The 13,387-nt window shown below is 35.0% G+C and carries 11 protein-coding genes; 8 read left to right on the forward strand and 3 right to left on the reverse strand.

The window, feature by feature from the left end:
* The first annotated feature begins 29 nt into the window (after positions 1 to 29).
* From porL to porN, 3 genes are read left to right on the forward strand one after another with little or no spacing between them, the layout of a single operon-like run.
* Complete coding sequence (gene porL / locus ABD692_RS10025; RefSeq protein ID WP_316755885.1) at positions 30 to 836, forward strand: type IX secretion system motor protein PorL/GldL; 807 nt, start codon at positions 30 to 32, stop codon at positions 834 to 836.
* Positions 837 to 877: 41 nt separating this feature from the next.
* Positions 878 to 2,410, forward strand: a complete 1,533-nt coding sequence (porM, locus tag ABD692_RS10030) for a type IX secretion system motor protein PorM/GldM (protein WP_344766687.1) — start codon at positions 878 to 880, stop codon at positions 2,408 to 2,410.
* A gap of 7 nt (positions 2,411 to 2,417) precedes the next feature.
* Positions 2,418 to 3,335, forward strand: a complete 918-nt coding sequence (gene porN / locus ABD692_RS10035) for a type IX secretion system ring subunit PorN/GldN (RefSeq protein ID WP_344766689.1) — start codon at positions 2,418 to 2,420, stop codon at positions 3,333 to 3,335.
* 77 nt (positions 3,336 to 3,412) lie between these two features.
* On the opposite strand, the gene uvrC is transcribed toward porN, so the two are convergent.
* The 3 genes from uvrC to porW all read right to left on the reverse strand — a co-directional run bounded on the left by uvrC (position 3,413) and on the right by porW (position 10,303).
* Complete coding sequence (uvrC, locus tag ABD692_RS10040; protein WP_344766691.1) at positions 3,413 to 5,218, reverse strand: excinuclease ABC subunit UvrC; 1,806 nt, start codon at positions 5,216 to 5,218, stop codon at positions 3,413 to 3,415.
* Between the two features lie 185 nt (positions 5,219 to 5,403).
* Positions 5,404 to 7,626: a transglycosylase domain-containing protein gene (locus ABD692_RS10045; RefSeq protein ID WP_316755893.1), complete on the reverse strand. Its 2,223-nt coding sequence runs from the start codon at positions 7,624 to 7,626 to the stop codon at positions 5,404 to 5,406.
* Position 7,627: 1 nt separating this feature from the next.
* Positions 7,628 to 10,303: a type IX secretion system periplasmic lipoprotein PorW/SprE gene (porW, locus tag ABD692_RS10050; protein ID WP_344766693.1), complete on the reverse strand. Its 2,676-nt coding sequence runs from the start codon at positions 10,301 to 10,303 to the stop codon at positions 7,628 to 7,630.
* A 213-nt stretch (positions 10,304 to 10,516) separates the two neighbouring features.
* On the opposite strand from porW, the gene ABD692_RS10055 reads away from it, so the two are divergent.
* The 5 genes from ABD692_RS10055 to ABD692_RS10075 all read left to right on the forward strand — a co-directional run bounded on the left by ABD692_RS10055 (position 10,517) and on the right by ABD692_RS10075 (position 13,339).
* Positions 10,517 to 10,738 (forward strand): AtpZ/AtpI family protein, encoded by a 222-nt coding sequence (locus ABD692_RS10055; protein ID WP_344766695.1) that lies wholly within the window; start codon positions 10,517 to 10,519, stop codon positions 10,736 to 10,738.
* 126 nt (positions 10,739 to 10,864) lie between these two features.
* The gene (locus ABD692_RS10060; RefSeq protein ID WP_316755899.1) at positions 10,865 to 11,290 is read left to right on the forward strand and encodes a hypothetical protein; all 426 of its coding nucleotides are present in this window, start codon (positions 10,865 to 10,867) and stop codon (positions 11,288 to 11,290) included.
* A gap of 35 nt (positions 11,291 to 11,325) precedes the next feature.
* Complete coding sequence (gene atpB, locus ABD692_RS10065; RefSeq protein WP_344766698.1) at positions 11,326 to 12,504, forward strand: F0F1 ATP synthase subunit A; 1,179 nt, start codon at positions 11,326 to 11,328, stop codon at positions 12,502 to 12,504.
* 37 nt (positions 12,505 to 12,541) lie between these two features.
* The gene (gene atpE / locus ABD692_RS10070; RefSeq protein WP_316755903.1) at positions 12,542 to 12,751 is read left to right on the forward strand and encodes an ATP synthase F0 subunit C; all 210 of its coding nucleotides are present in this window, start codon (positions 12,542 to 12,544) and stop codon (positions 12,749 to 12,751) included.
* A 93-nt stretch (positions 12,752 to 12,844) separates the two neighbouring features.
* Positions 12,845 to 13,339, forward strand: a complete 495-nt coding sequence (locus tag ABD692_RS10075) for a F0F1 ATP synthase subunit B (RefSeq protein WP_316755905.1) — start codon at positions 12,845 to 12,847, stop codon at positions 13,337 to 13,339.
* Positions 13,340 to 13,387: the final 48 nt, after the last annotated feature.

Genomic DNA, 13,387 nt, shown 5'->3' on the forward strand with positions numbered 1-13,387 from the left:
AAGAACTAAGAAAAAATTATTAAATTTTTATGGCAGCTAAAAAATCACCAAGCTGGTTGAACCCAGCAATTTCATTTGGAGCTAGTATTGTAATTATTGGAGCGTTATGCAAAATTCTACACATAGGTGGAATTCTGGGAAACTATGCAATTGGAATTGGATTAGGTGTTGAAGCTATTTTATTTGCTTTAACAGGGTTTTTTCCGCCTGAACCTGAACCAGCATGGGAAAGAGTGTATCCTGAGTTAAGACAAGATTTTAAAGGTGAATTACCAACGGCTACAGTTAGATCATCTGGAGCAGTATCATCTGGAAATACAGCAGCTCTAGATAAAATGTTATCTGATGCAAAAGTAGGACCTGAATTAATTGAAAGCTTAGGCGCTGGTTTACGTACTTTTGGCGATAAAGTTGCAACAATTTCTAATGTTGCAGATGCAGCTACAGCAACAAATGAATTTACAGGAAAAGTTAAAACAGCTTCGGCTGGATTTGATAGTTTGAGCTCTTCATTCGAAAAAGCAACAGCTAATTTAAAAGCAATGGGCGATAGTAATGTAGATTCTCAGGCTTATCACGATCAGGTAAATAACTTAGCTAAAAACCTATCTGCATTAAACGCTGTGTACGAATTAGAATTGCAAGATTCTTCTGCACATTTAAAATCGATGAATAAGTTCTATTCAAACTTATCACTTACCATGCAAAACTTTAACGAATCGATGGAAGATTCTAAACAGTTTAAGGAAGAAGTGAATAAGTTAGCTAAAAACTTATCGTCACTTAATGCAATTTACGGTAATATGTTGTCGGCTATGAATAGCCCACGTGTATAATTTATTTAGTTTTTAATCTAAAAAAGAAAGCTACATAAAACATGGCAGGCGGAAAAGAAACAACAAGACAGCGGATGATTAATATCATGTATTTGGTATTATTAGCCATGCTGGCTTTAAACGTATCAGATACAGTATTAAATGCTTTTAAAAACATTAACGATAGTTTGGCTACATCCAGAGATAATGTAAATGGAAGTATAGAGCAACTTTTCTCTTCTTTTGAAAATTCTAAGTTAAAAGAAGAACCAGCACGTGCTCAGCCTATTTACGATAGAGCTAAACAAGCAAAAGCAGCTGCGGATGAGCTTAACAATTTTATAGAAGGTATTAAAAAACAATTTACTGAAGCTGGAGATGGTGTTGATACTGTAACTGGAGATTTAAGACGCAGAGAAAACATGGATATCGCACAAGGTATCATGATTAATCAAGGACAAGGAGATAAGTTAAGAGCTAAAATACAAGCAACTCGCGAAAAACTAATTTCATTACTTGATCCTGCTGATCGATCAAGTGCTGCTTTTTCTTTAGAGGCAAATAATCCTAAAAAAGGAAAAGGAAATTGGGTTGAGGTTAACTTTGGTGAGGGTACGCCTTTAACGGCTGCGATGACTAATTTAACTAAAATTCAGGCTGATACAAAAAATGCAGAAGCTGAAGTTGTTAAAAAAATATTTGGAAACATGGATAAAGCCGTTGTTAACATCGATAAGTTTGCTGCCGTAGCAGTTGCACCTACATCTTATGTTATACAAGGTCAGCCATATACAGCCGAAGTATTTTTAACCGCAAGTGATTCTCGCTCAAACCCTGATATTTCTGTTGGTGGAGGTAAATTATCAGTTAAAGAAGGCAAAGGAACTTATACTGGTGGCACAGGTAGCGTGGGTGTATTCAAATGGGTTGGTACAATTCGCATTCGTCAAACCGACGGACAAGTTAAAGAGTACAGAACTCCAGAACAAACCTATCAGGTAGCAAAACCTTCTGCTAGTGTTTCGTCAGATAAAATGAATGTAATTTATGCAGGTATTCCTAATCCATTCTCGGTTTCTGCGGCAGGTTTTCCTTTAGAAAGTGTAAATGCAAGTGCATCAGGAGCATCGATGAGTAAGGTTGGTGCTGGTAAATATAGTGTTGTTGCTAGTGGTTCGCAGGTCGGCCAAGAAGTTACTGTAAGTGTAACTGCAAGCAATGCTGGTAAATCAGTTAGTTTGGGTGCACAGAAATTCAGAGTAAAAGCAATTCCCGCTCCAATTGCTAAAGTTGGTGGCAGAATTGGCGGCGATGTCTCTTCTGTACAATTAAAAAGCGAAACAGAAATTGAAGCAGATTTAGATGATTTTCCTTTTGATGTAAGCTTTAAAATATTAAGATATAAAATAACGGTAATTAAACCACGTTCTGAAGCGGTAACCATCTCAGGTAGCGGTGGTAGCTTTACTGGTGCTGTAAGAGGTGCAATGAATGCAATAACACCAGGATCGAAAGTGTTTTTTGATGATATTGTATCTCAAGGACCCGATGGACGTCAAAGAATTTTGCCTTCGGTTTCGTTCAATGTTAAATAAAAGAAAGATGAAAAGGATTTTAAGCATTGCTGTTTTAGTTTTATCAAGTGGGTTTGTATTTGCACAAACACCAATAAAGAAAAAAACTACAACAACGCCAGTAAAAACACAGCCAGTTTCAGCTGCTCCAAATACTGAGCCTGTTGCTGCAAAATTAACACCTAAAAAAAAACTAAAGGTACCACCTAAGGATGGTTTTTATGCCCGTAAGGATATAGACAGTACAGAAATGGTTCCCTTTGCTGATGTACGTGAAGAAGATGTTTTTTTTGCAAAACGTATTTGGCGTGAAATTGATTTACGTGATACGGTTAACTCTGTTTTAAAATCGCCAAAATCACGCCTTATTGATGTTATGATTGCATCTATAAAAAGTGAAGAATTAACGGCTTACGCACCTATTGATAGTGTTTTAAACGAGGATGATGCTTTTCATACACCACTAAGTGCCGATTCGGCTGCAAGAGGCGCTTTAGGAACATCAGAGGTTTCTAACAACAAAACAGGTACGGTAACTACAGTTGTAAATGATTTCAATCCTGAGTCGTTTTTAAAATTCAGAATTAAAGAAGATTGGATTTTTGATACTAAACGTAGTATTTTCGAACCTCGTATTGTAGGTATTGCCCCTTTAAAGTACAATGAGGTATCAAAAAACTGGCAACCAGTATTTTGGATTAGCTATGACGAATTAAGACCAATTATTGCTCACAAGAGGTTAATTAATGTAAATAATGATGCATCTACCTTAAGCTTCGATGATTTCTTTATCAGAAGGTTATTTAGTAGTTATATCGTTAAAGAGTCTAATCCTGGGGATAATAAATTACGAGACATTATTTCTGATCCAAGAGAAAGATTAATGGAATCTGAAAGAATTAAAAAATCTGTTCTTGATTACGAACAAGGGCTTTGGGAATACTAAAACAAAAAGGCTTCGATATTATCGAAGCCTTTTTGTTTTATCTAAAAAATTACTTTTCGAATGAATTGGGGTTAGTTTCAATCTAGGCTTTTAAAATACTCTAGTAAAGTAATAACCTGTTTTTTATTTAAAACATCAGCAAGTTCTTTTTCTGTTGCTTCTCTAATTTTTTTAACCGATTTAAACTGAGTAAGTAATTTATCAGCTGTTGTTTTTCCGATACCTGGAATTTGTTCCAGTTCGGTTTTCAAAGTTCCTTGATCGCGTTTTTTTCTGTGAAAAGTAATCCCGAAACGGTGGGCCTCATCACGTAACTGCTGAATCACTTTCAGTGTTTCTGATTTCTTATCTAAATAAAGTGGATAAGAATCTCCAGGGTAAAACAACTCTTCCAATCTTTTGGCAATACCAATAACAGTTACCTTATTCTCAATACCCAAAAGTTTTAAACTCTTCACAGCCGACGATAACTGGCCTTTTCCGCCATCAATTATGATGAGTTGAGGTAGTGGGGTGTTTTCGTCCAACATACGTCTGTATCGTCGGAAAACAGCCTCTTCCATTGTGGCGAAATCGTTGGGACCTTCAACCGTTTTAACATTAAAGTGCCGATAATCCTTTTTAGATGGTTTTGCATCTTTAAAAACTACAATTGCCGAAACTGGATATTTTCCTTGAAAATTCGAGTTATCAAAACATTCAATATGTTGAGGTAATTGCGTTAACCGCAAATCCTTTTGCATAGTAGTTAAAATTCGATCAGTACGTAAATCGGGATTTAATTTTTCGTACTGGTTTAACTTTTCTTTTTTGAAGAACAGAACGTTTTTTTGCGAAAGTTCTAAAAGCTTTTTCTTCTCACCAAGTTTTGGAACAGTAAAACGCAAACTCTCATCTTCTAACGATGGCTCAAAAGGAACAATAATTTCTTTAGAAGTGCTGCTGAATTTTGTTCTAAAATCCAGCATTGCCGAAGTTAAAATCTCATCATCACTTTCATCAAGTTGTTTTTTAACTTCAATGGTTTGGGTTTGAATAATTGTTCCGTTCATTACCTTCAGGTAATTTACAAAAGCGTAACGCTCGTCAGAAGCAATGCTAACCACGTCTACATTCGTTATTGCACTGTTAACAACCGTCGATTTGCTCTGGTACTTTTCCAGAACCTGCAACCTTCTCGAATATTGATGAGCAAGTTCGAAATTCAGTTCTTCTGAAGCCGATTTAATTACGTTTTTGACCTCACGGATAACATTGCCGATTTTGCCATTTAAAATCTCCTTTATTTCGCCAATATTTTTATCGTAGTCGCCTTCTGTTTGATAAGCCTGACAAGGACCTTTGCAATTACCTATTTGATACTCCAAGCAAACTTTAAATTTCCCTTCAGCGATGTTTTTATCGTTTAGAGGCAAACTGCAGGTTCGTAAAGTGTAAGTTTCCTTAATTAAATCTAAAATGGTATGCATCATCCCAATCGAACCATAAGGCCCAAAATAAGTCGAACCATCTTTTATAACTTTCCTTGTCCAGTAAATACGCGGAAAGTTTTCATTTTTAACAATAATCCAAGGATATGTTTTATCATCCTTTAAGTTAATATTAAACTTTGGTTGGTGCTTTTTAATTAAACTGTTTTCCAGTAACCAGGCATCAATTTCGGTATCAACAATTGTAAAAGTAATCTTTCTAATTCTAGAAACTAAAACCCTTGTTTTGCCGTTAAACTGGCTCCTATCGCTATTAAAATAAGAACCAACCCGATTGCGTAAATCTTTCGCCTTACCAATATACATCAGCTTACCATCAGCATCCCAATATTGGTAAACACCTGGTTTATGCGGAATTGCCGTTAAGGCTGTTTTATGGTCGAAACTGCTCATTATTACAAAAATAAGATTAGTAAGGAAATTTGCCTTTACAAAAAGATGTATTTATTTTGATTAAGATAATTTGGGCGTGCCCCAATCCCGAGAAAAACGGGAAAGGGTCAGGCTATCCGTTACAAGTCCGCACCTGATGAAAAATCAGGTTTGCGGGCTTTCCACTTCTATCCCTCACGCAAAAACTAAAAGCCCAACTTTTCGTCTAGTTCGGTTGTGCCTTCTTCTTGTTTTTGATATTGATTACAATCGTACACAATTGAAACACCAGATTTAGGTGCTTCAAAGTCTGCACGACTAATTTTTAATCCTGGATTTGCATAAACTTTTTTGATAAAACCAGCAAAAATGGGTAAAGCTGTATTTGCACCCTCACCATCTCTGGTACTAATAAAATGAAACGCTCGGTCTTCACAACCCGTCCAAATTCCAGTAACCAATTGAGGTGTTATCGCCATAAACCAACCATCAGAGTTGTTTTGTGTTGTACCTGTTTTTCCACCTATTGGTGCATTAACACCATATTTATAATTTAGTCTTGCACCTGTTCCGCCTGTAACTACACCTTTAAGCATACGAGTCATCACATAAGCTACTTCTTCACTCATTACAGGTTTAGGGATTGGTTTTTGCGAGAATAAAACAACTCCATTTTTATCTTCAATTCTTAATAAATATACTGGTTGTGTGTAAATTCCTTTGTTAGCAAAAGCACCGTAAGCACCAACCATATTGTAAACCGAAGCATCAAACGATCCTAAACAAATAGATGGATATGGTGGAACGTTTGGAATACCCATTTTAGTAGCCAAATTAGCTACAGCCACAGGACCAACTTGTTTCATAAGGTACGCAGTAACGTAATTTTGAGAGTAAGCTAAAGCTTTTTGCAATGTTATTGAACCAGCAAGTGGGGTACCAGAAGATCTTGGTGTGTAAGGATCGCCGTAGCCTTCTATTGTAACAGGTACGTTTGGCACGGTTAGGCATGGAGAAAAACCATTTTCGATACCAACCGCATAGGTAAATGGTTTTGCTGTCGAACCAACCTGACGAGTTCCCATTTTAACTTGGTCATATTTGAAATGTTCGTAATTAATGCCTCCGACCCAGGCTTTAACATAACCATTTGTTGGGTCCATAGTCATCATGGCATTACGTAAAAGCATTTTGTAATATCGAACCGAATCAATTGGTTTCATTGTTGTATCAACATTTCCTTTCCACGTAAAAATGGTTAGATCTGTTGGGGTATTAAATTCTTTTTTTATCTCTTCATCCGTTTTGCCATCTAATTTTGCGGCTTTGTAACGGTCAGAGCGCTTAACACCCTGATCAACTTGTAAAGCTTTATCCTTGAAAGGATTTCTGCCTTTCCAGCTGTTTATAAACTGAGCCTGAAGCACTTTCATATATTCTTTTTGGGCTGCTTCGGCATATTCCTGCATTTCGTAATTAATGGTGGTGTAAACCTTTAACCCGTCTCGATCTAAATCATAAGCGGTTCCATCAGGTTTTGTAATACCTTGATCTTCAAAAATACTTTTGATATCATTTTTTAAAACAGATCTGAAATATGGTGCAATTCCATCGTTGACGGTTGCGGCATTGAAATGTAGATTAAGCGGGGTGGCTTGTTCTTCTTCAAATTGCTGTGGAGTTAAAAAATTAGATTTTACCATCATGGCCATCACAGTATTTCTTCTACTTCTCGAACGCTCTGGGTTACGGGTTGGCGAATACATGGTAATTCCTTTTTGCATACCAACCAATGTTGCCGCCTGTGGTACGGTTAATTTATCAGGGCTTGTGTTAAAATAAACTCTTGCTGCCGATTTAATTCCGTAAGCCTGGTTACCAAAATCTACCGTATTTAAATACATGGTGATAATTTCTTCTTTGGTATAATTTCTTTCCAGTTTAACGGCAACAACCCATTCTTTAAACTTTTGCATTACACGCTTAAAGAAATTTCTTTGTCTGCCTTCTTCTGAAAACAGGTTTAATGCCAATTGTTGGGTGATGGTACTGCCACCTTGTTTTTTACCAATTAAATTGTAGCCAATAATGGTAAAAGTACGTTGGAAATCAATTCCAGAGTGCTCTTTAAAACGGGTATCTTCGGTTGCAATTAATCCATTAATTACATTAGGCGAAATATCCTTATAGGTAACATTCGAACGATTTTGAACAAAATAGGTTCCTAATGTGCGGCCATCTTCAGCAATAATTTCTGAAGCCTGATTACTTTTAGGGTGTTCAATATCTCTGAAGGAGGGTAAACTGCCAAAAAGGCCAAATCCCATCATAGAAATAAAAATTGCAAATAACGCAATACCGCCAATTACAATTTTCCAAATTCTAAAGTTATATCTTTTAATATCTGCCGCTGTAAGGGATTTATTCATTTTAATAATTGTTTTTGTAAAACTCCAGATATTCGTTAATACGAGTTCTATCTGTTATTTTTTCGAAATTTTCTTTACTGATTATGAAGCTTTTATATTTGTTTGCAGGCACTTTCATAATGTTTTTAAGCTGCCCTTTAATACTTTCTTCGTATATTTTTGCATCTTCCATATCAACGAAACTGGTTACATAAATTAGTTGGTCGTTATCTAACTCTACCAATTTATGGGCCAAATCGTTATCAGGATAGTTTCCTCTATTAAACTGACCGATACCGAATCTGGAAGAGCTCAAAGTTAAGGAAGCATCTTCAACATCTACAACGTAATAGTAAGTATTTGATGTTGCATTACTGAAAATGCTTGCTGGTTTACCCGTTTCTGTTTTAATCTCAACTGGTTTTTCAGCAGGCTTCTCAATAGGTTTTGCCATATTTTCGGCTGGTTTGGTTACCGTTGCTGCATTAATATTTTCAATTGGTTTTGGCTTAACATCAGCAGGTATAGCCTGATTAGCAAACCGAGGTTCAGTAGAATCGAAATCTATTAAAGCCACACGACGTTGTTTAAATTCTTCTAAGTTAGCCTCGATATATTTTAAATGATCTTTAACCAGAGGTGTGATAATTAAATCGTTTGGATAAAGTGTTGTAATACTATTCAATTCGATTAGCAAGGGATCAACCTTTGAAGTCCTTCCGATAGCAATCGCTTTCAGGTAAGCATACTGTGCTGCCAAATCATTGTTTGGATAGGCAGCAATATTTTCATTCGATTGCTTAACAACCATTCCATAATCTTTTTTTGCATAAGCCTCGAAAACTTTATTATAGTTCTGATTTATAATGTTTTCCAGTTCATCCTGCTTTGCAGAATAAGAAGGATCGATAATCGTTTTTGCAAAATTAGATTCTGGGAATTTAGTTAATACCAGTTGCCTGTATTCGTTAGCCTTTCCCTCTTCGATACCTTTATAATTTAAATACAGGCTGTAATAAATCGCTACCAGATGATTGTTCTCTGGAAAACGCTTAAGAAGTTCTAAATAAACTTTATTTGCCTCCGCTTTATCGTTTAGTTCTTGCTGATAAAAACTTGCTATTTCGAAGTAGGCATCAATAATTTTTTGGTTTGATAAGGTAACTAATTCAGCTGTAACAGGCAAAGCATCAGCATATTGTTTTTCTAGTAATGATTGATCTGCTGTAGTTTGTGCATTTGGATCTGTAGTAGATGAAAGTCCAGGGGATGTTTTTCCAGCTAAAATTTGATTATTTTCTTGTGCCGATGAACGAACACTTTGACGCCAGTTATCTTCCAACTGCCTGTTGCCCCAGCGTTTTTTAAAATCGTTAAAGCCGTTACTTATCGCTGCATTATTATTAAAATAAAAAACATTTCCAGTGTTATTTGTGGGGTTTGCATTTAACGTTGGATTTAAAAACGTAGCGTTGTCAAGAGATTGATTTCCTGTTGAAGCAGGATTTGAAACTTCGACCTTTGATTTTAAGAGATTTTTAATTTTATCTACTCTTTGATCTTGAGGTAGTTTAGCAATTGCCTGTAAGGTATCTTCTTTAGCTATGATTGTATACCTATCAGAAAGGTATTGCAGGTTTTCGGCCTTTTTAACAATACTTTCATAATCAGGGAAATTTTTAGGTAAAATGGTAACTGTACTATCGTAATAGAGTTTTGCTTTGATGTAATTTTTAAATTCTTTAAAATTTAAATCTGCAATTCTTAGATAAGAAAGTGCCTTTTGGTTTTGATTACGGGTACTTTGCTGAATTGATTTTTTATAACTTTCTTCTGCTTGATCAAATTTGCCCTCTGTGTTATAAAGTTCGCCAACTTTATAATAAATCTGATCTTTGTAATCGAAATTCTTATCATCCTTTAACAAAGCCAGTAAAGCTTTATCTTCATTTACTTTGTAGCCACTTATTAAAGCTTTTAACTTTATACGCTCTAAATTGGCATGAAAATACATTTCAAAAGGAGCATTACTGTTTTCAACCTTAGTAAAATTGATGAAAGCATTTTGTAAATCATTTTCCTTTTCCTGTAATTGAGCAAGTATATATTGCCAGCGAATTCTTAGCTGTTTCTCGTCAGCATTTCTAATGGCAGCTTCTAATAATAATATTGCCTCTTTATAGCGTTTTTGATAAATACGCATTTGCGCCGTTGTAGCCAATGGCTCTGCCAAATCTTTTTTCAGCTGATCGGAGGCACGTAACATGGTATCCAAAATCTTATCGGCAAAAATCATATTATTTAGCTGCATTTGGCTTTTTGCTTTCCAGTTTAGGGCTAAAATGAAAGTTTTTAAATTATTACCAAAGGTTTTTGCCGTGTAATCAAAGTATTCTGACGAGATAAAATAGTTGCCTTTTAAATAGTTGGCTTTACCCAAAAGCATGTAAGAATCATCGATGTAATTGCTGAAACTTTTATCGTTGATGATGGTTTGTCCTTTAAAAATAACATCATCTAAAGATTTATTGGCTACACCAGGTGTTAGTGTTAAATTTATCTGAGGTTCTGGATCTAAATAGACGGGCAAAATTTTATCGTAATTATCGGAATAAGTTTGTATTAAACCCTCATTATATTCGGTAAGTAAGACATTAGAATTATAGATATAGTTATACCTTGCCGTTAAGTTTTGCATCTTACGGCTTATGGCAGTATCTTTATTAGCTACACAGCCGTAGATAAAAAGTAGGCTGAAAAGAAAAAGGAAGGGAGAAAAGGTTTTGTTTGTATGTTTTTTCAAGTATAAATAATCGCGTTAGTGATATATAGTAAACAAAATTTAGTTAAAATTATTTCATCTTGAAACAAATTTTAATTATTCAAAGTTAAATAATTATTGCATTAAAAAATGGAAAAGCCTAAAGAAGAGAATAGTGAAAAAAAGGTGAATGCAGCTGCAAAATATTCGGCTATTGGTTTTCAAATGATTGCAACAATAGGTTTACTAACTTTTATAGGCTATAAAATAGACCAGCACAGACAAAGCGAAACGAATATCATTACCGCGGCTTTTGCTTTATTAGGAGTAGGGATAGCCTTATTTCAGGTAATTAGGCAGGTAATGAAGTGATTTCGATAATTATATTTTGATGTATTATAAAATCTGCTTAAAAGTAATTAATAAAATATTCTCGTTTTAAGTACCGATTCAATTTAGTGAAACTCTACTAGATGTTTGATTTTAAAAACCTTATCTTTGGCAAAGTTTTTAAATAGCAAAGAAATTATTCCCTTGACTCTAGCCAAATTCACCAGTTTTTATTTGATTTTCGTCGGATTGCTAATCAGCCTAATTTTTGTCGTGCCGTTAATTTTTTCAACAGCTCAGCTTTTTGTGGCTAGTTTTTGGGTAATTTTTGGCTTTTTAGCTGGCATAACTTATATCGCTTACGCACTTGCTTATATTGGTATAAATCGAAATCCAGAGATGGGTGTTATGGCCATATTAGGCTCTGTTATTGTGAAGATGATTTTTTGTATGGCTTTTGTGCTGATTTACAGTATAAATACTAAGGAAAATGCGGTTCTTTTTATCGTAAATTTTTTTTCTCTTTATTTATTGTTTACGGCCTTTGAAATGTATTGTTTGTTGTGTAACTTGCGCCACCAAAATTTAAAGTAAAAAACTGCCAATAAATGGATTTTAACCAAGTTTTCATGTCGAAAGTTAAGAAGGTAATTGTTGTTTTTGCGCTTTTAACAGCGTTTTTATCTATCAAAAATGATACTTTCGCTCAAGTTGATAGCGTTGCTTCGTTGCCTGTAGATAGTGCTGTTGCAAACACAAGTGAAGTAGGTTCGGCTGTAGCCCAAAATGAAGCTCACGGAGAAAAAGAGAAAGGTTTTGATATTACCACTTTCATCTTTCATCACATTAGTGATAGTCATTATTTTACGCTTTTTGGTCATGGAGAGCATGGTTTTCATTTGCATTTGCCAATCATTTTATGGACAAATAATGGTTTGGTAACTTTTAACTCCTCTGCTTTTAAGTTTAATGATGATGGTACGCAGGTTGTAGAAAAAGACGGTCAACGTTTTGCAATTGCCCACAATAAAATTTATTACGCTAATACTACCGCAAATGAACATGGTTCTTTCGTTTCTCACGAAATCGTAGGTGGAGAAGAGAAAGTAACAAACGCCCGCCCAATCGATTTCTCGATTACAAAAAACGTTTTTAGTATGTTGCTTTCAGTTGTGCTGTTAGTAATTGTTTTTACTGTAGTTGCTTCTTCATATAAGAAAAGAGAAGGTAAAGCGCCTAAAGGTTTACAATCTTTCTTAGAGCCAATTATTATTTTTGTTCGTGATGATATCGCCAGACCAAATCTTGGTCATAAATATGCGGCTTTTATGCCTTATCTATTGTCGGTATTCTTTTTTATCTGGTTGAACAATATGTTAGGTTTGGTTCCATTCTTTCCAGGTGGTGCTAACGTAACGGGTAACATTGCTTTAACTATAGTTTTAGCAGCATGTACTTTCTTAATTATCACTTTTAAAGGTAATAAAAACTACTGGGGACACATTCTTAACCCGCCTGTGCCATGGTGGTTAAAACCATTAATGATTCCAGTAGAGATTTTTGGTGTTTTCACTAAGCCTATCGCTTTAGCCATCAGGTTATTCGCGAACATTACTGCTGGTCACATCTTAGTAATGTCGTTACTTTGCTTAATTTTTATCTTTAACTCACTTTGGATAGCACCTGCTTCAATTTTCTTTGCTGTATTTATCGGCTTAATTGAGTTTTTGGTAGCATTTATTCAAGCGTTTATATTTACAATTCTATCGGCCTTATTTATAGGTATGGCCGTAGAGGAACACCATTAATTAGAACAATAATTGTTAAATAAATAAATAAATAAAAATGGGAATTACATCTTTAGCTGCAATCGGTGCAGGCCTAGCTGCAATTGGCGCAGGATTAGGTATCGGTAAAATTGGTGGATCTGCAATGGAATCTATTGCTCGTCAACCAGAAGCCGCTTCAAAAATTCAAACTGCTATGCTTATCGCTGCAGCCTTTATCGAGGCGGTTGCTTTATTCGCAGTAGTAGTTTCTTTGATTGCAAAATAATCAAAGAAAAAATCAATACAAGAACCTATTCGGGATTGCCGTTTAGGTTCTTGTTTAAATTGTATCGTGTAATAAGAATATTAAATATATAAGATGGATTTATTAGTTCCTGAAATTGGCTTGTTGGTATGGAATACCATTGCTTTTTTACTGTTGTTGTTTTTACTAGGTAAATTTGCCTGGAAACCAATTATGAAAGCAATACATGAGCGTGAGCAAAGTATTGATGATGCATTAAACAAAGCGGATTTAGCTAAACAAGAAATGGCTAGATTAACTGCTCAAAATCAAGATTTAATGCAGCAAGCACGTGCTGAACGCGATGAAATTTTGAAAGAAGCTAAAACTTTAAAAGATGGTATCTTAAACGAAGCTAAAAAACAAGCTCAGGTAGAAGGTGCTAAATTGATTGAGAAAGCTAAAATCGAAATCGAAAACCAAAAGAAAGCAGCTTTAGCAGAAGTTAAAGATCAGGTTTCTACATTATCATTAGAAATTGCTGAACGTGTTTTACGTACACAGTTAGATGATAAAACTAAACAAGAAGCTTTAGTAGCTAATTTGTTAAAAGACGTTGAATTAAATTAAGTTATAAGTATTACGTTTTAAGTTTTAAGTATTGGGTAGAGTTGTCGG

It is taken from the genome of Pedobacter ginsengiterrae (assembly GCF_039537385.1).
GTDB classification, from domain to species: Bacteria; Bacteroidota; Bacteroidia; order Sphingobacteriales; family Sphingobacteriaceae; genus Pedobacter; species Pedobacter ginsengiterrae.